Origin of the sequence: Pseudomonas lijiangensis (assembly GCF_018968705.1) — a bacterium.
Taxonomy (GTDB): Bacteria; Pseudomonadota; Gammaproteobacteria; order Pseudomonadales; family Pseudomonadaceae; genus Aquipseudomonas; species Aquipseudomonas lijiangensis.
On record NZ_CP076668.1, the window covers coordinates 1447990 to 1469042 of the forward strand.

The 21053-nt window shown below is 56.5% G+C and carries 21 protein-coding genes, 2 tRNA genes and 1 pseudogene; 17 read left to right on the forward strand and 7 right to left on the reverse strand.

Annotation, left to right across the window (positions count from 1 at the left end; all coding sequences use genetic code 11):
- Positions 1 to 375: 375 nt before the first annotated feature.
- Positions 376 to 452: transfer RNA gene (locus tag KQP88_RS06345), tRNA-Met, on the reverse strand.
- A 152-nt stretch (positions 453 to 604) separates the two neighbouring features.
- Positions 605 to 681: transfer RNA gene (locus tag KQP88_RS06350), tRNA-Met, on the reverse strand.
- A gap of 247 nt (positions 682 to 928) precedes the next feature.
- Here KQP88_RS06350 and dinB point away from each other — a divergent pair.
- Positions 929 to 1990, forward strand: coding sequence for a DNA polymerase IV (gene dinB / locus KQP88_RS06355; RefSeq protein ID WP_200993495.1), 1062 nt, complete (start codon positions 929 to 931; stop codon positions 1988 to 1990).
- 29 nt (positions 1991 to 2019) lie between these two features.
- Here dinB and KQP88_RS06360 read toward each other — a convergent pair whose 3' ends face one another.
- From KQP88_RS06360 to KQP88_RS06370, 3 genes are all read right to left on the reverse strand, one after another.
- Positions 2020 to 2982 carry a hypothetical protein gene (locus KQP88_RS06360; RefSeq protein ID WP_025258992.1) on the reverse strand — a complete coding sequence of 321 codons (963 nt, stop codon included), beginning with the start codon at positions 2980 to 2982 and terminating at the stop codon, positions 2020 to 2022.
- Positions 2983 to 3049: 67 nt separating this feature from the next.
- Positions 3050 to 4765, reverse strand: coding sequence for a proline--tRNA ligase (locus KQP88_RS06365; protein ID WP_095067028.1), 1716 nt, complete (start codon positions 4763 to 4765; stop codon positions 3050 to 3052).
- A 174-nt stretch (positions 4766 to 4939) separates the two neighbouring features.
- Entirely contained in the window at positions 4940 to 6274 is a 1335-nt protein-coding gene (locus KQP88_RS06370) for an OprD family porin (protein ID WP_216705127.1), read from the reverse strand.
- Between the two features lie 918 nt (positions 6275 to 7192).
- Between KQP88_RS06370 and KQP88_RS06375 the strand changes: the two genes are divergently transcribed.
- Both KQP88_RS06375 and KQP88_RS06380 read left to right on the forward strand, forming a co-directional pair.
- Positions 7193 to 7618, forward strand: coding sequence for an HIT domain-containing protein (locus tag KQP88_RS06375; RefSeq protein WP_216705128.1), 426 nt, complete (start codon positions 7193 to 7195; stop codon positions 7616 to 7618).
- A 2-nt stretch (positions 7619 to 7620) separates the two neighbouring features.
- Positions 7621 to 7827, forward strand: coding sequence for a SlyX family protein (locus KQP88_RS06380; RefSeq protein ID WP_095067205.1), 207 nt, complete (start codon positions 7621 to 7623; stop codon positions 7825 to 7827).
- A gap of 65 nt (positions 7828 to 7892) precedes the next feature.
- Here the strand turns inward: KQP88_RS06380 and KQP88_RS25520 are convergent, their stop codons facing one another.
- The gene (locus KQP88_RS25520; RefSeq protein WP_004667445.1) at positions 7893 to 8114 is read right to left on the reverse strand and encodes a cold shock domain-containing protein; all 222 of its coding nucleotides are present in this window, start codon (positions 8112 to 8114) and stop codon (positions 7893 to 7895) included.
- Positions 8115 to 8222: 108 nt separating this feature from the next.
- Positions 8223 to 8483, reverse strand: a pseudogene (locus tag KQP88_RS25525) (cold shock domain-containing protein membrane protein); the annotation flags it as partial.
- A 459-nt stretch (positions 8484 to 8942) separates the two neighbouring features.
- Between KQP88_RS25525 and KQP88_RS06390 the strand changes: the two are divergent.
- The 14 genes from KQP88_RS06390 to ybgF all read left to right on the forward strand — a co-directional run bounded on the left by KQP88_RS06390 (position 8943) and on the right by ybgF (position 20928).
- Entirely contained in the window at positions 8943 to 9416 is a 474-nt protein-coding gene (locus KQP88_RS06390; RefSeq protein ID WP_216705129.1) for a Dps family protein, read from the forward strand.
- Between the two features lie 337 nt (positions 9417 to 9753).
- The gene (locus KQP88_RS06395) at positions 9754 to 10095 is read left to right on the forward strand and encodes a ribbon-helix-helix domain-containing protein (protein ID WP_051427717.1); all 342 of its coding nucleotides are present in this window, start codon (positions 9754 to 9756) and stop codon (positions 10093 to 10095) included.
- A gap of 265 nt (positions 10096 to 10360) precedes the next feature.
- Complete coding sequence (aspS, locus tag KQP88_RS06400) at positions 10361 to 12136, forward strand: aspartate--tRNA ligase (RefSeq protein WP_200993499.1); 1776 nt, start codon at positions 10361 to 10363, stop codon at positions 12134 to 12136.
- 117 nt (positions 12137 to 12253) lie between these two features.
- A complete protein-coding gene (locus tag KQP88_RS06405) occupies positions 12254 to 13000 on the forward strand; it encodes a YebC/PmpR family DNA-binding transcriptional regulator (RefSeq protein ID WP_216705130.1) in 747 nt (248 codons plus the stop codon).
- Between the two features lie 130 nt (positions 13001 to 13130).
- On the forward strand, positions 13131 to 13655 hold the full coding sequence (gene ruvC / locus KQP88_RS06410) for a crossover junction endodeoxyribonuclease RuvC (RefSeq protein WP_025259002.1): 525 nt from the start codon (positions 13131 to 13133) through the stop codon (positions 13653 to 13655).
- A 115-nt stretch (positions 13656 to 13770) separates the two neighbouring features.
- Positions 13771 to 14379 (forward strand): Holliday junction branch migration protein RuvA, encoded by a 609-nt coding sequence (gene ruvA, locus KQP88_RS06415; protein WP_117164654.1) that lies wholly within the window; start codon positions 13771 to 13773, stop codon positions 14377 to 14379.
- Positions 14380 to 15438 (forward strand): Holliday junction branch migration DNA helicase RuvB, encoded by a 1059-nt coding sequence (ruvB, locus tag KQP88_RS06420; RefSeq protein ID WP_200993500.1) that lies wholly within the window; start codon positions 14380 to 14382, stop codon positions 15436 to 15438.
- Positions 15439 to 15574: 136 nt separating this feature from the next.
- Positions 15575 to 16042, forward strand: a complete 468-nt coding sequence (gene ybgC, locus KQP88_RS06425) for a tol-pal system-associated acyl-CoA thioesterase (protein WP_198724999.1) — start codon at positions 15575 to 15577, stop codon at positions 16040 to 16042.
- Entirely contained in the window at positions 16032 to 16727 is a 696-nt protein-coding gene (gene tolQ / locus KQP88_RS06430) for a protein TolQ (RefSeq protein ID WP_200993501.1), read from the forward strand. Before ybgC ends, tolQ begins: the two co-directional genes overlap by 11 nt.
- A 14-nt stretch (positions 16728 to 16741) precedes the next feature.
- Positions 16742 to 17206: a protein TolR gene (tolR, locus tag KQP88_RS06435; RefSeq protein WP_002554654.1), complete on the forward strand. Its 465-nt coding sequence runs from the start codon at positions 16742 to 16744 to the stop codon at positions 17204 to 17206.
- Positions 17206 to 18258 carry a cell envelope integrity protein TolA gene (gene tolA, locus KQP88_RS06440; RefSeq protein WP_025259007.1) on the forward strand — a complete coding sequence of 351 codons (1053 nt, stop codon included), beginning with the start codon at positions 17206 to 17208 and terminating at the stop codon, positions 18256 to 18258. The genes tolR and tolA overlap by 1 nt, the downstream gene beginning before the upstream one ends.
- The gene (tolB, locus tag KQP88_RS06445) at positions 18255 to 19556 is read left to right on the forward strand and encodes a Tol-Pal system beta propeller repeat protein TolB (protein WP_025259008.1); all 1302 of its coding nucleotides are present in this window, start codon (positions 18255 to 18257) and stop codon (positions 19554 to 19556) included. The genes tolA and tolB overlap by 4 nt, the downstream gene beginning before the upstream one ends.
- A 52-nt stretch (positions 19557 to 19608) precedes the next feature.
- Positions 19609 to 20106, forward strand: coding sequence for a peptidoglycan-associated lipoprotein Pal (pal, locus tag KQP88_RS06450; RefSeq protein WP_025259009.1), 498 nt, complete (start codon positions 19609 to 19611; stop codon positions 20104 to 20106).
- Positions 20107 to 20112: 6 nt separating this feature from the next.
- Positions 20113 to 20928, forward strand: coding sequence for a tol-pal system protein YbgF (gene ybgF, locus KQP88_RS06455; protein ID WP_038399765.1), 816 nt, complete (start codon positions 20113 to 20115; stop codon positions 20926 to 20928).
- Positions 20929 to 21053: the final 125 nt, after the last annotated feature.

Consider the following 21053-nt stretch of genomic DNA (forward strand, 5'->3'; position numbering starts at 1 on the left):
AAATATTTCGAGATGTTATCGCGTCAACGTCTCATGGGCGAACTGCTAATGGCTTGAGCGGGTACCGTTCAGCTTTGATTCAGCTTAGGCGTATGTAACAAAAATGACTACGTTGTGTCATGCCGCATTGAAGAGAGCCTGGGGCGTCGGGCATGACGATCGCGTGCCGATTTTTCCTACTACGTCTCGTAATGATTCTATCGGCCGTACATGAAAAAACTGTCGTACCCAGAAATATTACGTTACGTACGTGATGATAGGGTTTCAGGGGGCGGGGGAAATAGTCTTTTTTTGTCAGACAGTTAGCAGGGCTAGCCCCATGCTTTTTCAGCGGATACAAAAAAGGCCAATCTTTCGATTGGCCTTTTTTGGTGTTGGTTGCGGGAGCCGGATTTGAACCGACGACCTTCGGGTTATGAGCCCGACGAGCTACCAGGCTGCTCCATCCCGCGTCTGTGTGGCGGCATTCTACAGCCGAATCCAGAAGTGTCAACCTTTAATGCAGAAAACATGAAAATTAATACTGTTTGCTGCCGGTTGACGGATGTTGGCACCAGAATGCAAAAGGCCCGCTTTGTGGGCGGGCCTTCTACTTTACTGCGTTTGGTTGCGGGAGCCGGATTTGAACCGACGACCTTCGGGTTATGAGCCCGACGAGCTACCAGGCTGCTCCATCCCGCGTCTGATAGGGCGGCATTCTACAGGGGAAGCTGAATCTGTCAATCATTAGTTTCAAAAAATGCTTTTTTCTTCAATTGGTTAGCGCTGTAAGGCCAGTGCTACAGGGGATATGACGGTTTGTCTGACAATCCGAAACGATCGTGGTGTAGCGGGCGAACGTTTTTCTGATGCATTCATTTGGCGTCATGAGTGTCACTTCCTGATACCAGTGCGATACTGCACGACCATTGATTGCAAATCGCCGTTCATGACTCAGCGCAAAATCATCCACATCGATTGTGACTGCTTCTATGCAGCCATCGAAATGCGAGACGACCCGAGCCTGGCCACCAAGCCGCTGGCTGTCGGCGGGTCGCCGGACAAGAGAGGGGTGATTGCGACCTGCAATTATGAAGCGCGAGCCTATGGGGTGCGTTCGGCGATGTCCTCGCGTCACGCCCTGAAGCTGTGCCCGGAACTGACCATCGTCAAGCCGCGCATGGATGCCTATAAGGAAGCGTCCCGGGAAATTCAGGGCATCTTTCGCGATTACACCGATCTGATCGAGCCGCTGTCGCTGGACGAGGCGTATCTGGATGTCTCCGATGCCAGTCATTTTTCCGGTAGCGCGACTCGTATCGCCCAAGATATCCGGCGTCGGGTTTCGAATCAGTTGCACATCACGGTCTCGGCGGGTGTGGCCCCCAACAAGTTTCTGGCCAAGATTGCCAGTGACTGGAAGAAGCCCAACGGCTTGTTCGTGATTACTCCGGATCAGGTCGAGGATTTTGTCGAGTCCCTGCCGGTCAGCAAGTTGCATGGCGTCGGCAAGGTGACGGCTGACAAGCTGGGACGGCTGGGCATCATTACCTGCATGGACTTGCGTCGCTGGAGCAAGCTGGCGCTGGTGCGCGAGTTCGGCAGCTTTGGTGAGCGGCTCTGGAGTCTGGCGTTCGGGATCGATGAGCGTCCGGTGCAGACGGACAGCAGGCGTCAGTCCGTGAGTGTCGAAAATACCTACGATACGGATTTACCCGATCTGGCCAGTTGCCTGGAAAAACTGCCAGCCTTGCTGGAAACCCTGGCTGTGCGCATGGAGCGAATGGCCGGGCAATATCGCCCCGGCAAGCCATTCGTGAAAGTGAAATTCCATGATTTTACCCAGACCACGCTGGAGCAGTCGGGGGCAGGGCGGGATCTGGCCAGTTACGAGCAATTGCTGACCCAGGCTTTTGCCCGTGGCGCCAAGCCGGTGCGATTACTGGGCATCGGCGTGCGCCTGCATGATTTGCGTGGCGCTCATGAGCAATTGGAGCTGTTTACCCAATAGTTGCAGGCTCCTTGCAAGGAGCCTGGTTGTCATTCGCTATCAGGTTCTGTGGCGGGTGCCACAAGGCGGCCAGCATCCTTGGCCAGAGACTTCAGAAACTCGTTCTGCAGTTGTGGGTCGTTGCGTGTCAGCTCGATCAGGCTCTGCTCCAGTTCGCTGGCTTCTTCTTCAAGACCCAGTTCCGAAAGACGCTTGACGCGATGCACCCACTGTTTGACTTCGTCGTCTTCGAGGTCGTCGTAGATCAGCTCGTGAGCTTCCAGAAGCTTGCCTCGCAGTGACTGGCTGATCGGCAGGCTGGCATTGGCGTGAGCATTGTCCTGATCGTCCTCGATGTTGAGGTACAGACGCGTGACCCGGCTCAGGTCCTGTTCGGCAAACGGGCTGTCGAGCAGGTTGAGGCGCAGAATCCCGTTGCGATCGGTATTCAGCTCATGGGTTTCGTTGCCCGCTTTCACCATGACCGGACGCTCGTTCCAGGGCAGGGTGGAGTTCTCGATTCTCTTGTCCTTCTGGACTTCATCGATACTGGCCAGGTTCTGCTGCGCACGGCCGTGGGACGGTGCGTTCATGAACGGGTTGAGGCCCGCCACGCCGTAATTGATCCAGTCCTTGGTCACGCTGTCCGGCAGGCTGCCGAGAGTGAAGACGTTGACCACGTTGGCGCCGATACCGGCGACCACTGCGACGGCGCCCAGCGGAATCTCGTAGATTTCCCGCCAGGGTTGATAGGGGGTGTAACGGTCGTAATGACGGGTCACTTCAAAGTCGGTGACCTCGAAGGATTTATGCTCGTGAATCCGCACCCGGCGTTGTGGCAGCTCAAGGGTCTTGGGCTCGCCGATATCGATCTGCAGGGTGTGTTCCAGCAGTTTGCGCTCTATGCGTTCTTCGTGCTCGCTGCGCTGTGACAGCTGATTGGCACAACCGCTGACGAGGAAGGTGCCGCACAGAACGGCGCTGCCGAGGCTTAGGGTGCTTCGTCTGAACATGGGATCTCTTGATGCGGATTGGGGCGTGTGATGAGTGGCGCGCCCGCACAGCGAGCGCGCCTTTGACTCAGCGTTTCACGCGACCCTGGATGAACGACAGCACGTCGGCGACCGCAATGGCTTGCGGTTGCGACTCGGTTCGGCTCTTGTATTCCAGATTGCCTTCGGCCAGACCACGATCACTGACCACGATGCGATGCGGAATACCGATCAGCTCCATGTCGGCGAACTTGATGCCCGGGCTGGTTTTCTTGTCGCGGTCATCGAGCAGGACTTCAAAGCCCGCGGCAGTCAGTTCGGCATACAGCTTGTCGGTCGCTTCGCGAACGGCGTCCGTTTCATAGCGCAGTGGAACCAGGGCGATATGGAAAGGCGCCAGGGTATCGTTCCAGATGATCCCGTTTTCATCGCTGTTCTGCTCGATGGCAGCCGCCACGACGCGGGAGACGCCGATACCGTAGCAACCCATGGACAGGTTGACGGGTTTGCCGTTTTCGCCCAGCACCTGGCACTTCATGGCTTCGCTGTACTTGGTGCCCAACTGGAAGATGTGGCCGACTTCGATGCCGCGCTTGATTTCAAGCGTGCCTTTGCCGTCCGGGCTCGGGTCGCCGGCGACGACGTTGCGCAGGTCGGCAACGGTCGGTACGGGCAGGTCGCGTTCCCAGTTGACGCCGAAGTAGTGCTTGTCGTCGATGTTGGCGCCGACCGCGAAGTCGCTCATCAGCTCGACCGAACGGTCGATGATGCACGGCAGTGGCAGGTTCAGCGGGCCCAGGGAGCCTGCGCCTGCGCCGATGGCGTCACGCAGTTCGGCTTCGGAAGCCATCACCAGCGGATTGGCGACCTGCTCCAGCTTGGTGGCCTTGATTTCGTTGAGTTCGTGGTCGCCACGAATGATCAGCGCGATCAGCTTGCCTTCTTCGGCAGCGTGGACAACCAGCGTCTTGACCGTCTTCTCGATAGGCAGGTTGAAGCCTTCGACCAGTTGCGCGATGGTCTTGGTGTCAGGTGTATCCACCAGACGCAGCTCTTCGGTTGCAGCACCGCGAGCCTTCTCGCGAGGTACGGCTTCGGCCTTCTCGATGTTGGCGGCGTAGTCGGAGCCATCGCTGAACACGATGTCGTCTTCACCGGAATCTGCCAGCACGTGGAATTCGTGGGAGCCAGCACCGCCGATGGAGCCGTTGTCGGCTTCTACAGGACGGAATTTCAGGCCCAGACGGGTGAACACGTTGCTGTAGGCCTGATGCATGCGGTCGTAGGTTTCCTGCAACGAAGCATGATCGGCGTGGAAGGAGTAGGCGTCCTTCATGACGAACTCGCGGCCGCGCATCAGGCCGAAGCGCGGGCGGATCTCGTCACGGAATTTGGTCTGGATCTGGTACATGTTGATCGGCAACTGCTTGTAGCTGTTGAGCTCGTTGCGGGCCAGATCGGTAATGACTTCCTCGTGGGTCGGGCCCAGGCAGAAGTCACGGTTGTGGCGGTCGACCAGGCGCATCAGCTCGGGGCCGTACTGCTCCCAGCGGCCGGATTCCTGCCACAGTTCAGCGGGCTGGATGCCCGGCATCAGGATTTCGAGTGCGCCGGCAGCGTCCATTTCTTCGCGAACGATGGCTTCGACCTTGCGCAGCACGCGCAGGCCCATGGGCAGCCAGGTGTAGAGGCCGGAAGCCAGCTTGCGGATCATGCCAGCGCGCAGCAGCAGCTGATGGCTGACCACGACTGCATCGGAAGGGGTTTCTTTCTGTGTGGCGAGCAAAAATTGACTGGTGCGCATGGTTGGCCGTTGTCTGTTGCTGGGACTGGAAATGACCCGGCATTGTACGGTGGTGTGCCGGTCGCGTACAGGGCGCGGCTGGCGCTGAGTCACAGGGAGGTACTTTTCGGGCGCATGAAAAAGCCCGGCATTTGGTCTGCCGGGCTTTTTGAGTAGCCGATACCTGAGTTGCGGTTACAGAACCGAAATCGGGTAGTCGACGATCAGGCGGAACTCGTTGACGTCGCCGTCGGCCTGGGCATCGTTACCACGGTGCCATGCTTGACGGATACGGAAGGACAGGTCCTTGGCTGGGCCGGCCTGTACGACGTACTTGGCTTCGAAGTTGGTTTCGTGGTGTTTGCCGTCTTCGCCATAGATGCCTGCGTATGAGCTGCCAGTTGGAGTCTTGGTGCCGTCGATGTCATAGCCGCGCAGGTAGCGAGTCATGAAGCTCAGGCCAGGAACGCCATAGGGAGCCATGTTCAGGTCGTAACGAACCTGCCAGGATTTCTCGTTAGGTGCGTTGAAGTCGGAGTACTGAACGGAGTTGTTCAGGAAGATTGAATCGCCACCGCGGTTGTTGTCGCCGATACCGATATAGTCGAACGGAGTATCACCGTCGACCTTCTGGAAGGCCAGCGTTACGGTGTGTGCCGCTGCGAAGGAGTAAGCGACGGAACCCGAGGCCGTGGTGTTATTGATCGAGCCTACTTTTGCACTACCTTCATCAAGTGTGCGGTAGATATTGGCATCGAATGCCAGAGACTGATCACCGCCCAGAGGCAATGCATAGTTCACGTTGGCGTAGTACTGGTTCCAGATGTCTTCCAATTTTGCGCCGTAGAATGCAACGCCCAGATTTTCGGTGATGGCATATTTACCACCAACAAAATCAGCGCTATTAGCCTCTACGCCAGCATAGTTCGCAAAAATTTTGCCGCTACGGTTGGTGTCATCCTGGCTGGTGCCAGAGTAGAAGTGACCGGCTTCCAGGTCCAGGCCTTTGAACTCGCTGCTTTGAAGGCTGATACCGCTGGCAGTTTGAGGAACAAGGCGGCTACCGCCAACTGCAAATACTGGGCTGGTAGGTTGCATGTCGCCGACTTTCAGCTCGGTTTTCGATACGCGGAATTTGACCGCGCCGCCGCCTTTGCCAAAGCTGTCTTCGTTGGAGCCGTCGGAGCTGGTCACCAGGTTGCCGGAGCCGGAGTATTTTTTCTGGCCGTCCAGTTTCAGGCCGAAGTAGCCGAATGCTTCGACGCCGACACCAACGGTGCCTTGGGTGTAACCGGAGCTGTAGTTGACCCACAGACCTTGAGTCCAGTCTTTATCATCGCGACGGTTAGGGCCAGTGGTGTTTTTCTTGTCACGGTCGTAATAGTAGTTGCGCAACTTCAGGTCAAGAGTGCTGCCTTCGACAAAGCCCTTGGCTTCAGCCTGGTCACTAACAAACGGTGCTGCTGTTGCCATCTGGGCGCTGGCTGCAGTAACTGCCAGTGCGATTGCGCTCCACTTCATCACTCTCATCGTGATTGCTCCTTTGGTTTTAAGAAGTTTCAGGCCGTCCCACCTGTTTTTTATCTGGGCGGCTCTTTCTTTTTTTGTCGGCGAAAATCTATATCACGCTGACCGTGGTTACGATAGTTGCAAACCTGTCTTTCCGAAATCTTTACGGCGATGTCGTTAAACGTTTCGCACAGGTCGCATGTGCATCATTCCTTATCTCGTCCTCAGCCTCGATACCCTTGAAATCTCGTATCCGGATTGCAACAAAGCGGCTACAGAGAGGCTTCAGGGTGTGTGCTCGAAGCTGCGAGCTGTTGCTTCCCTTGGTCCTGATGCCTGTGTTTTCCGCCAGAAGCATCGTGACCATGCTGAGGGTTAAAGCAACAAGCGTGCACAAAGTTCAAATTTTTCGAAAAAAAATGTGAAAATTCAGTTTTTACCGGGTGTTATGACCATAACCTCATGATTTTGATCGGGTTGTCCGAGCAGATGAAAGCGATGCTGTGCAGGCTGCTGGACAGTCGTTCGAGGGGGGAGATGCAATAAAATGTTACTGCATGCACCGGGATTTGAGTAAATCCTGTGTCAGTGCTCTGCTTGGTATACCAAAGTGTTTCTTTTTGGTGCATTGACTCGCAGCGCTGCCACAACCTGGATCCCCGTTTTCATCTGCCCATAGGGTTGGCATGACGTTGTTTCATTTTTATGTCTGTGTGTCGTTTTTTGCCGTTTTTGCGTATCGAAGGCAAGCCCGCGGGGCTGGCCGGTAAGTGATGTGGGTGGATCAAGTTGGTGCAATTGCCGGGGGCGGGTGAGCAAGTTGGTGCGCAGGCCCTGACGGTGTACTCGCCGCTTCGCGATAAAATGCATCCTGCAGGGTGAAGCGTCGCTCGATCCTGCGTATCCTGCGGGGCAGACATTCAACCTGGGAGCTTTATCGTGTTCGTTCTGGATTCACGTCTCAAGCAGGACACCTTGCCTGTCGGCGATTTCCCGTTGTGCCGGCTGTTGCTGTCCAATGATTCCCGTTACCCATGGTTCATCCTGGTGCCGCGTCGCCCGGAGATCAGTGAAGTCTTTCAGCTTGAGGTGCAGGATCAGTTGCAGTTGTGGCAGGAAACCACCGTTCTGTCTCAAATCCTGAAGGGCGCGTTCGACGCTGATAAACTCAATGTCGCGGCGTTGGGTAATGTTGTCAGTCAGCTTCACATGCACGTCATCGTTCGCAAGCGTGACGATGCTGCCTGGCCAGCGCCTGTATGGGGCAAACATCCGGCTCTTCCTTATACGGACGAGCAGTTCGCAGCGGTTCTCGAACGCTTGAGGCCGGTGTTGACGCAAGACTTTCGATTTGAGGGTGAATGACCATGAATCTTGAAGAGCGAGTCATGGAGCTGGAAAGCCGCCTGACCTTTCAGGAGGACACGCTTCAGGCGTTGAATGATGTGCTGGTGGTGCAGCGACGTGAGCTGGATCGTCTGCAATTGCAAATGAGCGCGATGCTCAAGCGTCAGGAAGAAATGGGCAGTCAGTTCGATACGTTCGTCGAGGACGCTCCGCCGCCTCATTACTGAGGGTTGCTGCATAAAAAACCGCGCTTTCCCGGAGGAAGGCGCGGTTTTTTATTGGGCGGTAGAAATCAGCGGCGCGGCAATGCGGCGATGACGTCTTCGGCCTGCAGGCCTTTGTCGCGGTTCATTACGGAGAACTCGACACGCTGGCCTTCGACGAGTACGCGATGACCTTCGCCGCGAATGGCGCGAAAGTGCACGAAGATATCGTCACCCGAGTCACGGGAGATGAAGCCGAAGCCCTTGGACGTGTTGAACCACTTCACGGTGCCAGTATCGCGATTGCCCAGGTCCTGGCTTTGAGGTGCTGGAGAAGGAGAGGATCTGTAGAAGCTCACTCCCAGATGCAGAGCAACGGCAGCCACAGCGACGATCAGACTGATCATGACGGCTGGCAGGCCAGCGATTTTATCGAGTGGAACAAGCAGGGTAAGGATTTGGATGATGACAGCAAGAACAAGCAGAGCACTGACCAGATTTTGCAGGTTGTGACGCGGTCCCCGGTTCCAATAGGGGATCACTGGAGCAAGCACCAGATTGAGCAGCCCGAAGAAAGCGAGATAAAGCGCATCGGGTTGGAGCATTTCACTACGCAGGCTGGGTATGAGGGACAACAGCAGGGCTGCTGCTCCTGTTACCAGGTGGACGATTTTCAACATTTTTAAAAAGCTCACATTAAGAAGGATCACAAGGAAATAGCTGGTAGCGCCCGGTACGCTTCTGAAAAAGTGGAGGCGTGATGCACGAGCGATGGTCCAGCCTATGCGCTACAGCCGGATGGCAGGATCGGTAGCGACACGCCGTGTATTTAACAGCAAAGCCGAACTCTACTCAAATCAAGTACCTGTGAGGCCTCGCCGGTTTTGTTGGCGCCAGTAAAGCGTCTGCTCCAATAGCCGCTGGCGACCTTGAGCCAGAGCCTCTGGCTGGCCTTTGACGAATTCATGGAACTCGTTTTGTCGGGGCGGGGTCAGACAGGCTTGACGAATCAGGCGCTACTTTCCTGTATGGATGTGCCTATTTGAGCGAGTGCACCAATAGAAGGCTGCGCCCGTTGGCGTCTCTTGATAAAGTAGCTCTGTTACTGCTTTCCAATCCTCATTAAAAGGGCATGAAACATGGCAATCGATATCGGTATCAGTGAAGAGGATCGCAAATCGATCGTAGACGGTCTTTCGCATCTGCTTGCGGATACTTATGTACTTTACCTCAAGACTCACAACTTTCACTGGAACGTCAGTGGGCCGATGTTTCGCACACTGCACCTGATGTTTGAAGAGCAATACAACGAACTGGCACTGGCTGTCGACTCCATTGCCGAGCGTATTCGTGCTCTGGGCTTTCCAGCGCCAGGTACGTATTCAACTTATGCTCGTCTGTCTTCGATCAAGGAAGAAGAAGGCGTGCCAAGTGCTGAAGATATGATCAGAAGTCTGGTTCAGGGCCAAGAGGCTGTTGTCCGCACGGCTCGTAGTCTTTTTCCTCTGCTGGATAAAGTAAGTGATGAGCCGACGGCAGACCTGCTGACCCAGCGCATGCAGGTTCACGAAAAGACTGCATGGATGTTGCGCTCGATGCTCGAGTCCCGCTGACAGCAGGGCTCTTGCCCTTCTGCCCGGAGCGCGTTGCCGTCCCATGCAACCTGTATGGCAACGCGCTGCAGTCGAGCCTTCCTGTGTTCGATCTGATGATACACTTGTAGCCTGTTTTTAAAAGTATAAATATTAAACGCATCGGCGAACTTTTCTTAAGTTATAGCGCTTTTGGTGTTTCCTTATTCTGTATTCTTTTGTAGTCATCTCCTACAGAAACAAGGTAATGGTTCCGCTGGATATAAGATCTTTAATCGGGCCTTATAGGAGTCGCATTTATTTATTTTTAAATGTTTCTTATCGGGATTCGAATTGATTTTTTAGAGGTGGAATAGCCATGGTCAGAGGTGTTGAACGTGAGGTCAAAGATTTAAGCAGGCATTCGTCCATACGCAATGATCCTTTTGTCGAGGATTTCAATATGAATCTGGCACAGCCGCATTCCAAGTCGGTGCGCCTTAACGGTCTGGCGACGTGTCTGCGTCTGGAAAAGGTCTACTGGAATATATTGTCGGCGATAGCCCGGTCCAATAACTGCTCCGTGAATGCAGTGCTTTCCTATATCGACAGGGAGGTTCATCTGCGTTACGGCGGTGTGAAGAACTTCAGCGGGCTGATCCGCGTCGTGTGTGTTGCGCACCTTTTGAAGGCTGATCGCCTTGAGCAGGTTCAAGCCTGATATTTCTCCGGACTCGCTGCTGACGGGTCCTTTCGAGCGGTGTCGCAAGCCTGTTGCCCGGCACTAATACGAACTTATCCAGACAGGATGAGTTCGTTCGGCTGCACGGCCTCGATTAACTCTATATAATCCTTCGCCTTGCTGACGGGCATGGCTCCGCGTGGCAGGGACTGGCTTGAACTGGATGCCGGTGCCTTGCACTATTGAGCGGCCAGGAGCGAAAGCCCCCACCGAATTTCGAATTACGAGAAGTGAACACACCATCATGATGCGCAGCCATTATTGCGGCCAACTGAACGAAAGTCTGGAAGGTCAGGAAATTACCCTTTGCGGATGGGTCCACCGTCGTCGTGACCACGGAGGCGTGATCTTCCTCGATATCCGCGACCGTGAAGGCATGGCCCAGGTGGTGTTCGATCCCGATCGTGCCGATACCTTTGCCGCTGCCGACCGTGTGCGCAGCGAATATGTCGTCAAGGTCGTCGGCAAGGTGCGTGCCCGTCCTGCCGGTGCCGTCAATGCCAACATGGCTTCCGGCGCCATCGAAGTGCTGGGCTACGAGCTGGAAGTCCTGAACGAATCCGAGACTCCGCCGTTCCCGCTGAACGAATACTCCGACGTCGGCGAAGAAACCCGCCTGCGCTATCGCTTCATCGATCTGCGTCGCCCGGAAATGGCCGAGAAGCTGCGTCTGCGCTCGCGCATCACCACCAGCATCCGTCGCTACCTGGATGACAACGGCTTCCTGGATGTCGAGACTCCGATCCTGACTCGCGCCACGCCTGAAGGCGCTCGCGACTATCTGGTACCAAGCCGTACACACCCTGGCAGCTTCTTTGCCTTGCCGCAGTCGCCTCAGTTGTTCAAGCAATTGCTGATGGTTGCCGGCTTCGACCGTTACTACCAGATCGCCAAATGCTTCCGTGACGAAGACCTGCGTGCCGACCGTCAGCCTGAGTTCACTCAGATCGACATCGAGACCAGCTTCCTCAGTGAAGAAGACATCATCGGCCTGACCGAGAAGATGGTTCGTCAGCTGTTCAAGGAAGTCCTGGATCTGGAATTCGGTGAATTCCCGCACATGACTTTCGAAGAAGCCATGCGTCGCTATGGTTCCGACAAGCCTGACCTGCGCAACCCTCTGGAGCTGGTGGATGTTGCCGATCAGCTCAAGGACGTCGAGTTCAAGGTCTTCAGCGGCCCTGCCAACGATCCGAAGTGCCGGATTGCCGCATTGCGCGTTCCGGGCGGTGCAAGTATGCCGCGCAAACAGATCGACGATTACACCAAGTTCGTCAGCATCTATGGTGCCAAGGGCCTGGCGTACATCAAGGTCAACGATCGCGCCAACGGCGTTGATGGCCTGCAATCGCCCATCGTCAAGAACATCCCGGAAGCCAACCTCAATGTGATCCTCGATCGCGTTGGCGCGGTTGATGGCGATATCGTGTTCTTCGGTGCGGACAAGGCCAAGATCGTCAGCGAGGCCTTGGGCGCGCTGCGTATCAAGGTGGGTAACGACTTCAAGCTGCACACCTGCGAGTGGGCACCGATGTGGGTCGTGGACTTCCCGATGTTCGAAGAGAACGACGACGGCAGCTTCAGCGCGTTGCACCACCCCTTCACGGCGCCGAAGTGCACCCCTGAAGAGCTGGAAGCCAACCCTGGCAAGGCGCTGTCCCGCGCTTACGACATGGTACTCAACGGTACCGAGCTGGGCGGCGGTTCGATCCGTATCCACCGCAAGGAAATGCAGCAGGCTGTATTCCGCCTGCTGGGTATCGCCGAAGACGAGCAGCAAGAGAAGTTCGGCTTCCTCCTCGACGCACTGAAATACGGCGCACCGCCTCATGGTGGCCTGGCTTTCGGTCTGGACCGTCTGGTGATGCTGATGACCGGCGCCCAGTCGATTCGTGAAGTGATTGCCTTCCCGAAAACCCAGAGCGCGGCCGATGTCATGACCCAGGCTCCTGGCGTCGTGGATGCCAAGGCTCTGCGTGAACTGCACATTCGCCTGCGCGAGCAGCAGAAGGCCGAGTGATGCCGGTGCAGGGCGCATTTTTGATGCGCTCTGCAGTGCGCCTGTCGAGTAAAAAGCCTTTTGCCCGTGTACGCGGGTAAAAGGTGAAGGTGTTTCAAAAAGAATCTGGAGCGAGAAATGGCAGGTCATTCTAAGTGGGCGAACATCAAGCACCGCAAAGAGCGTCAGGATGCCAAGAAAGGCAAGATCTTCACCAAGTGGATTCGTGAGCTGACTGTCGCTGCCCGTCAGGGTGGTGGTGATCCAGGTTCCAACCCGCGTCTGCGTCTGGCGCTGGACAAGGCGCTTGGCGCCAACATGACCCGCGACACCATTGACCGTGCTGTTGCACGTGGCGTCGGTGCCGACGATGGCAATGATGTCGAGGAACTGGGTTACGAGGGCTACGGCCCCGGTGGCGTTGCCATCATGGTTGAAGCCATGACCGATAACCGCAACCGTACTGCCGCTGCCGTTCGTCATGCCTTCACCAAGTGTGGCGGCAACCTGGGTACTGACGGTTCCGTGGCTTATCTGTTCGACCGCAAGGGGCAGATCTCCTTTGCTGCCGGTGTCGATGAAGACGCACTGATTGAAGCGGCAATGGAGGCTGATGCCGACGATGTCGTGAGCAACGAAGATGGCTCCATCGACGTGTTCACCTCGTTCGCCGGTTTCTATGCCGTGCGTAACGCGCTGGAGGCCTCGGGTTTCAAGGCTTCTGACGCGGAAATCGTCATGTTGCCCACCACCAGTGCCGTGCTCGATCTGGAAACCGCTGAAAAGGTACTCAAGCTGATCGATATGCTTGAAGACCTGGATGACGTGCAGAACGTCTACTCCAACGCGGAAATTCCGGATGACGTTCTGGAGCAGCTTGGCTGATTGCAGGTTGTTTCGCTGTACATTGGAGGCCGGAGGCAGGAAGCGGTGATGATCACGCCGCTATCGGCCTCCGGCTTCTGCCTTTATGCTGCATCAATTGTTTTGCGTTACTTTTCAAGTTGCGGGCGTTATGACTCTTATTCTTGGCATCGACCCCGGTTCGCGAATCACCGGTTATGGCGTTGTACGTGATACCGGGCGCGGCTGTGTCTATGTGGCTTCGGGTTGCATTCGCACGGGAGCCGGTGAGCTTCAGGAGCGGCTGCAGATTGTGTTTCGCGGTGTGCGTGAAGTCATCCAGACTCATGGTCCTGTCACCATGGGGATCGAAAAGGTTTTCATGGCGCGCAATGCCGATTCTGCGCTGAAACTGGGCCAGGCCCGGGGCGCGGCCATTGTGGCGGGTGCCGAGGAAGGGCTGGAGATTGCCGAATACACGGCCACTCAGGTCAAGCAGGCGGTTGCCGGCACCGGTGGTGCCAACAAGGAGCAGGTGATGATGATGGTCATGCATTTGCTCAAGCTGACCCAGAAACCCCAGATCGACGCCTCCGATGCGCTGGCCATCGCGCTGTGTCATGCGCACACGCGTTCAAGCCTCATTCCCCATGGTCTGGGGACTGCACGCAGTCGTGGTGGTCGGTTGCGTCTCTGACTGCATCATCCGCATGCATATTTTTGCTTGCAGGTCTGGCTACTCCTGTGATGATGGTGTTCATATTTTTTGCACTGGCGACGCCAGCGATGGGCAACACGAAAGGATCTGATACGTGATTGGACGTTTACGTGGCTTTCTCGCCGAGAAGCAGCCACCGCATCTGGTACTGGACGTCAATGGCGTCGGCTATGAGCTGGAAGTACCCATGACAACGCTTTATCGTTTGCCGCATGTCGGTGAGCCGGTGACTTTGCATACCCATCTGGTGGTTCGCGAAGATGCGCATCTGCTCTATGGTTTTTACGAGAAGCGCGAGCGTGAGCTGTTTCGTGAGCTGATTCGCCTCAATGGCGTCGGCCCGAAACTGGCGCTGGCGCTGATGTCGGGCCTTGAGGTCGATGAACTGGTGCGTTGCGTCCAGGCGCAGGATACTTCGGCCTTGACCCGGATTCCGGGGGTCGGGAAGAAGACCGCCGAGCGTCTGCTGGTCGAGCTCAAGGACCGCTTCAAGGCCTGGGAAGCATTGCCGGGCACGTTTGCGCTGGTTTCCGATGGCCCGAATCAGGCCGAACCTGTGGCATCTGCCGAGTCCGATGCGGTCAGCGCGCTGATTTCTCTGGGCTACAAACCTCAAGAGGCGAGCAAGGCCGTCTCCGCGATCAAGGAAAAAGGCTTGAGCAGTGCAGATCTGATCCGACGTGCTTTGAAGGGGATGGCGTAAGTGATTGAAGCTGATCGCCTGATTACCGCCAGCAGTGGCCGTGATCGTGAGGAACAACTGGACCGTGCCATTCGTCCTCTGAGCCTGGCTGACTACATCGGTCAGCCGACCGTGCGCGAGCAGATGGAATTGTTCATCCAGGCTGCGCGCGGGCGCAACGAGTCGCTGGATCACACCCTGATCTTCGGCCCGCCGGGGCTGGGCAAGACCACGCTGGCCAATATCATTGCCCAGGAAATGTCGGTGTCGATCAAGAGCACGTCCGGCCCTGTGCTGGAGCGTCCGGGTGACCTGGCGGCGATTCTGACCAATCTCGAACCTCACGACGTGCTGTTCATCGACGAAATCCATCGCCTGTCGCCAATCGTCGAAGAGGTTCTGTATCCGGCCATGGAAGACTTCCAGCTGGATATCATGATTGGCGAAGGTCCTGCGGCCCGCTCCATCAAGCTCGATCTGCCTCCTTTCACCCTGGTGGGGGCGACGACTCGCGCTGGCATGCTGACCAACCCGCTGCGTGACCGTTTCGGGATCGTTCAGCGTCTGGAGTTCTACAGCATCGCCGACCTGTCGACCATTGTGTCGCGCTCAGCCGGTATTCTGGGGCTGGCCATCGAGCCGGAAGGGGCCTTTGAAATTGCCCGTCGTGCTCGTGGCACTCCCCGTATCGCCAACCGCCTGTTGCGACGCGTACGGGATTTCGCCCAGGTTCGCAGTAATGGCCACATCACCCGGCAAACGGCCGACAAGGCACTGAACCTGCTGGATGTCGACGAGCACGGTTTCGATCATCAGGACCGGCGCCTGCTGCTGACCATGATCGAGAAGTTCGACGGCGGTCCTGTTGGCGTAGACAGCCTGGCGGCTGCCATCAGTGAGGAGCGGCACACCATCGAAGATGTGCTGGAACCCTATTTGATCCAGCAAGGCTATATCATGCGCACACCGCGTGGACGGGTCGTTACCCGGCATGCCTACCTGCATTTCGGGTTGAACATTCCTTCGCGAATGGGCGAAATGCCAGCGTCGGAGGACTTTGCAGATGGCCCGACGTATTAATAGTGGCCATGAGCGACTTATTTGCACTTTTGATGGTCACACTGCCAGCGTGATGGCAGAAGCCATCAATAAGTGGCCAAACCATGAAAAACAGTTGCCTGACCCGATTGGCAACCCGAGGAGTAAGCACTAGAGTATGCGCGCGCAAAACGGGGCTCCGTCGTTCGCACATCGCTGTCGCGTTTATTACGAGGACACGGATGCAGGCGGCATCGTCTACTACGTCAACTATTTGAAATTCATGGAGCGGGCTCGTACCGAGCAACTGCGAGAGCTGGGTTTTGCCCAGTCCGAGCTTGCGAAGGAGGACCTGCTGTTTGTCGTGCATTCAAGTGAGGCTCGTTATCACAAGCCTGCGCGTCTGGACGATGAGCTGCTGGTAAGCGCTGAAGTAATCGAATTGAACCGTGTCAGCCTGCGCTTCAAGCAGCAGGTCAGGCTGGCTGCGGATGCAACGCTGCTCTGTGAGGGGCAGTTTTTGGTGGCGTGTGTACGCGCCGATAGTTTGAAACCCCGGGCCATTCCCGAAGCTTTGCGAGCGGCCTTTGCCGGCCAGAGCGGCGCGGGCATACATTCAGAGCAGGAGATAAAGCGTGGAAGCTAACGTAGTCGACCATTCCTCCATGTGGAGTTTGGTCAGCAATGCCAGCATTGTTGTTCAGTTGGTGATGCTGATGCTTGTGGCTGCTTCAGTCACTTCGTGGATCGTGATTTTTCAGCGCGGCAACATGCTGCGTGCCGGTCGACGCGCACTGGACAGCTTCGAGGAGCGTTTCTGGTCGGGCATCGATCTGTCCAAGCTGTATCGTCAGGCGGGCAGCAACCCTGACCCGGATTCCGGCGTCGAGCAGATCTTCCGTGCCGGCTTCAAGGAATTCTCCCGTCTGCGCCAGCAGGCTGGCGTCGATCCCGATGCCGTGATGGAAGGCGTGGCCCGTGCCATGCGCGTTGCGATCTCCCGCGAAGAAGAAAAGCTGGAAGCCGGCCTGCCGTTCCTGGCTACCGTAGGTTCCACCAGCCCTTATATCGGTCTGTTCGGTACGGTCTGGGGCATCATGAACTCCTTCCGCGGTCTGGCGACTGCACAGCAGGCAACCCTGGCCACTGTGGCGCCGGGTATTGCCGAGGCACTGATCGCAACGGCCATCGGCCTGTTCGCGGCCATTCCGGCTGTTATCGCCTACAACCGTTTTTCCGCTCGCAGCGAAACCCTGATCAGTCGTTACTACACGTTCGCCGAAGAATTCCAGGCGATCCTGCACCGTAAAGTGCATACCAGCGAAGAGTGAGCAGGTAATTCCCCATGGCTTTAATCGCTCGAGATCGTCGCAGAAAACGCAAGCCGGTCGCCGAAATGAACGTGGTGCCATACATCGACGTGATGCTGGTGCTGCTCGTCATCTTCATGGTGACCGCTCCCATGATCAACCAGGGCGTGAAAGTCGACTTGCCCAAGGTCTCCAGCGAGGCTTTGCCGCAGGACAACAACAATCAGGTCCTGACCATTTCGATCAAGGCTGACAAGACCTACTACTGGAACCTTGGCAGCGAAGTCGATACCGACAAACAGATGGACAAGGCAATGACCCTGCCGCAACTGACCGCTGCCGTGACCAAGATAGTCGCTGCCGGTCGTGATGCAGGCAAGCAGACGCAGGTGTTCATTCGTGGTGACAAGACCGTTGATTACGGTTCTGTCATGGGCACGATGGGCGGGCTGCAGAAAGCTGGTGTAGGGAATGTTGGCTTGATTACTGAGGCCCCCTGATGCAGCCGATTCGAGAGCCGTCCGCCTCGGAAAGCTACTTCTGGCCCTCTGTCTGGGCCGTTGGCCTGCATATCCTGATTTTTGGCATGCTTTTCGTGAGCTTTGCCATGACTCCCGAGTTGCCGGAGGCCAAGCCTGTGGTTCAGGCTACTCTGTATCAACTCAAGTCCAAGAGTCAGGCGACGACCCAGACCAACCAGAAGATTGCCGGCGAGGCAAAGAAAGCCGCTGCACGACAGACTGAAGTCGAGCAGCTGGAGCAGAAGAAGATCGAGCAGCAGAAACAGGAAGCTGTAAAGGCTGCGGAACAAAAGAAAGAAGAGGCTGCTCAAAAAGCCGAAGAACAGAAGGCTGCTGACGAGGCGAAGAAAGCCGAGCAGAAAGCCGAGGAAGCCAAAAAGGCCGATGACGCCAAGAAAGCTGCCGATGCGAAAAAGGCCGAAGAGAAACAATTGGCTGATGTAGCCAAGAAGAAGGCCGAAGAAGAGGCGAAGAAAAAAGCCGAGGAAGACGCCAAGAAGGCCGCCGCCGAGGAAGCCAAGAAACAGGCTGCCGATGAAGCGAAGAAAAAAGCGGCTGAAGACGCGAAGAAAAAGGCTGCCGAGGACGCCAAGAAGAAAGCTGCTGCCGACTCAGCCAAAAAGGCTCAGGAAGCTGCGCGCAAGGCTGCCGAGGACAAGAAGGCACAGGCTCTGGCCGACCTGCTTTCCGACAAGCCTCAGCGTCAACAGGCTCTGGCCGATGAAGTGGGCGATGAGGTAGCGGGTAACTTCGATGACCTGATTCGTCTGCGTGCATCCGAAGGCTGGGCTCGCCCACCCTCGGCGCGCAAAGGCATGGCAGTGGTATTGCAGATCGGCATGTTGCCGGACGGCACAGTGACTTCGGTGACTATTGCCAGGTCCAGTGGTGACGGTCCGTTCGACAGTTCGGCAGTGGCAGCGGTCAAGAATATTGGTCGTTTGACAGAAATGCAGGGTTTGAAGCCAGCGGACTTCGCTCCCTATCGTTCATTCAAGATGACATTCACACCTGAGGATCTAGCCTTGTGATTAACCTTCTTCGAGGACTGCTTTTGGTTCTTTGCTGTGCGGCGGGCTTAGCCGTTGCGGAAGAAAAGAACATCATGGTCACCAGCGGAAGTGACCGCGCCACTCCGATTGCTGTGGTGCCTTTTGGCTGGCAGGGCGGCAATGTGCTGCCTGAGGACATGGCCGATATCGTGAGTAACGACCTGCGCAACTCGGGTTACTACTCGCCGATTCCAAAACAGAACATGATCAGCCTGCCGACCCAGGCAAGCGAAATCATCTTCCGTGACTGGAAGGCCCTGAATGCGCAGTACGTCATGGTCGGCAACATCGTCCCTGCGGGCGGTCGTCTGCAGATCCAGTACGCTCTGTTCAACGTGGCCACCGAGCAGCAGGTCCTGACCGGCAGCGTGTCGGGCACCAATGACCAGTTGCGGGACATGGCGCACTACATCGCCGACCAGTCGTTCGAAAAACTGACCGGCATCAAGGGCGCGTTCTCCACCCGCATGCTGTACGTGACCGCCGAACGCTTCTCGGAAAGCAACACCCGTTACACCCTGCAACGTTCGGACTACGACGGTGCACGTGCTGTAACGCTGCTGCAGTCCCGTGAGCCGATCCTGTCGCCACGCTTTGCGCCGGATGGCAAGCGTATCGCCTACGTATCGTTCGAGCAGAAGCGTCCACGTATTTTCGTGCAGCACATCGACACCGGTCGTCGTGAGCAGATCACCAACTTCGAAGGCCTCAACGGCGCGCCTGCATGGTCGCCCGATGGCGGCAAGCTGGCGTTCGTACTGTCCAAGGACGGCAACCCCGAGGTTTACGTGATCAACCTGGCTTCCCGTCAGCTGACTCGCGTGACCAACGATTCGTCCATCGATACCGAACCGTTTTTCGGCAAGGACGGCTCTACGCTGTACTTCACGTCGGACCGTGGCGGCAAGCCACAGATCTACAAGACCAACATCAATGGCGGTGGTGCCGAGCGTGTAACGTTCGTGGGTAACTACAATGCCAACCCGAAATTGTCAGCCGATGAAAAGACGCTGGTAATGATTCACCGGCAGGACGGCTTCACGAATTTCAAGGTAGCGGTACAGGATTTGGCTCGCGGAAGTGTAAAAATCCTTACAGATAGCAACCTTGATGAGTCGCCTACTGTTGCGCCCAACGGCACCATGGTAATCTACGCCACCCGCCAGCAGGGCCGGGGAGTCTTGATGCTCGTGTCCATTAACGGACGCGTAAGGCTCCCGCTTCCTACCGCTCAAGGCGAAGTCAGAGAACCTTCCTGGTCCCCTTACCTGAACTGACGCGGCGCTACACGATTTGCTTAACACACTGGGGTTCATTAGGAGTTTCAAGATGGAAATGTTGAAGTTTGGTAAGTTTGCTGCGCTGGCTCTGGCCATGGCTGTAGCTGTTGGTTGCTCGTCCAAAGGCGGCGATAACGCTGGCGCTGGCGCTGTTGACCCTAACGCTGGTTACGGTGCCAACACTGGCGCTGTAGATGGCAGCCTGAGCGAAGAAGCTGCTCTGCGTGCAATCACCACCTTCTACTTCGAATACGACAGTTCGGATCTGAAGCCAGAAGCACTGCGTGCTCTGGACGTGCATGCCAAGGACCTGAAAGCAAACGGCGCTCGCGTCGTTCTGGAAGGCAACACCGACGAGCGTGGTACTCGTGAGTACAACATGGCTCTGGGCGAGCGTCGTGCGAAAGCCGTTCAACGCTACCTGGTTCTGCAAGGTGTTTCCCCAGCTCAGCTGGAACTGGTTTCCTACGGCGAAGAGCGTCCAGTTGCTACCGGCAACGACGAGCAGTCCTGGGCTCAAAACCGTCGCGTCGAACTGCGTAAGTAATTTGACATGCGAACGTGCCGACGTGCTCTAACCGTTTTGGCCCTCACTCTCCCGCTTTCAGCGTGGGGTGCGGTTCCCGTGGTCGATGACAATTCTGGCTCTGGCAGCAGCAGTTATCCGCCAGCTGGTTATGGCACGTCCGGCGCCTATGCCGGGGGAGGGGTTTCGGCCCCGACCTCGGCAAATGGTCAGCTGTTCATGCAATTGCAGCAAATGCAGGAAGAAATCGCGCGCTTGCGTGGTCTCGTTGAAGTCCAGCAGAACGATATTCAGCGCATGAAGCAGGAAGCGCTGGAGCGTTATCAGGATCTCGACTCGCGTATCTCCAGTGGCGCAGCCGCTGCAGCTACCAATAATTCCCAACCTTCTGGCGGCAGTATCGACGCCAGCGGGACGCCTTCGGCCCCAGCGGCCCAGGCTCCGGCAGCAGGCACAGAGCCTCCTGATCCGGCGAAGGAAAAGCTCTATTACGAAGCTGCCTTCGATTTGATCAAGGCCAAGGATTTCGATAAAGCCAGCCAGGCTTTTACCGCTTTCCTGCGCAAGTACCCAAACAGCTCGTATGCGGGCAACGCCCAATACTGGCTGGGTGAAGTGAACCTGGCCAAAGGCGACCTTCAAGGCGCTGGTCAGGCATTTGCCAAGGTCAGTCAGTTGTACCCGAAGCACGCCAAGGTGCCTGATTCGCTTTACAAGCTTGCCGATGTCGAGCGTCGCCTCGGTCACACCGACAAGGTCAAAGGCATCCTGCAGCAAGTCGTGGCCCAATATCCAGGCACTTCGGCTGCACAATTGGCACAGCGGGATCTTCAGCGTCTCTGATGCCTGAGCCCGTCATTCAAGAAAGCCGCGCTTGTCGCGGCTTTTTTCGTTAGAATTTCGCACCCGAAATTCCGGTAATTATTACGCTTCACTGGATTCTGCGAGTGCAGGGTGCCTTGAAGTGC

Bases quoted from the DNA above. Each gene is read 5' to 3' on its own strand.
- KQP88_RS06405 (WP_216705130.1), top strand. From the start codon at position 12,254: ATGGCAGGTCATTCTAAGTGGGCGAACATCAAGCACCGCAAAGAGCGT.
- KQP88_RS06395 (WP_051427717.1), top strand. From the start codon at position 9,754: ATGGTCAGAGGTGTTGAACGTGAGGTCAAAGATTTAAGCAGGCATTCG.
- ybgF (WP_038399765.1), top strand. From the start codon at position 20,113: ATGCGAACGTGCCGACGTGCTCTAACCGTTTTGGCCCTCACTCTCCCG.
- tolR (WP_002554654.1), top strand. From the start codon at position 16,742: ATGGCTTTAATCGCTCGAGATCGTCGCAGAAAACGCAAGCCGGTCGCC.
- KQP88_RS06390 (WP_216705129.1), top strand. From the start codon at position 8,943: ATGGCAATCGATATCGGTATCAGTGAAGAGGATCGCAAATCGATCGTA.
- ruvC (WP_025259002.1), top strand. From the start codon at position 13,131: ATGACTCTTATTCTTGGCATCGACCCCGGTTCGCGAATCACCGGTTAT.
- tolA (WP_025259007.1), top strand. From the start codon at position 17,206: ATGCAGCCGATTCGAGAGCCGTCCGCCTCGGAAAGCTACTTCTGGCCC.
- ybgC (WP_198724999.1), top strand. From the start codon at position 15,575: ATGCGCGCGCAAAACGGGGCTCCGTCGTTCGCACATCGCTGTCGCGTT.
- dinB (WP_200993495.1), top strand. From the start codon at position 929: ATGACTCAGCGCAAAATCATCCACATCGATTGTGACTGCTTCTATGCA.
- KQP88_RS06365 (WP_095067028.1), bottom strand. From the start codon at position 4,765: ATGCGCACCAGTCAATTTTTGCTCGCCACACAGAAAGAAACCCCTTCC.
- aspS (WP_200993499.1), top strand. From the start codon at position 10,361: ATGATGCGCAGCCATTATTGCGGCCAACTGAACGAAAGTCTGGAAGGT.
- KQP88_RS06370 (WP_216705127.1), bottom strand. From the start codon at position 6,274: ATGAGAGTGATGAAGTGGAGCGCAATCGCACTGGCAGTTACTGCAGCC.
- KQP88_RS06360 (WP_025258992.1), bottom strand. From the start codon at position 2,982: ATGTTCAGACGAAGCACCCTAAGCCTCGGCAGCGCCGTTCTGTGCGGC.
- pal (WP_025259009.1), top strand. From the start codon at position 19,609: ATGGAAATGTTGAAGTTTGGTAAGTTTGCTGCGCTGGCTCTGGCCATG.
- KQP88_RS06380 (WP_095067205.1), top strand. From the start codon at position 7,621: ATGAATCTTGAAGAGCGAGTCATGGAGCTGGAAAGCCGCCTGACCTTT.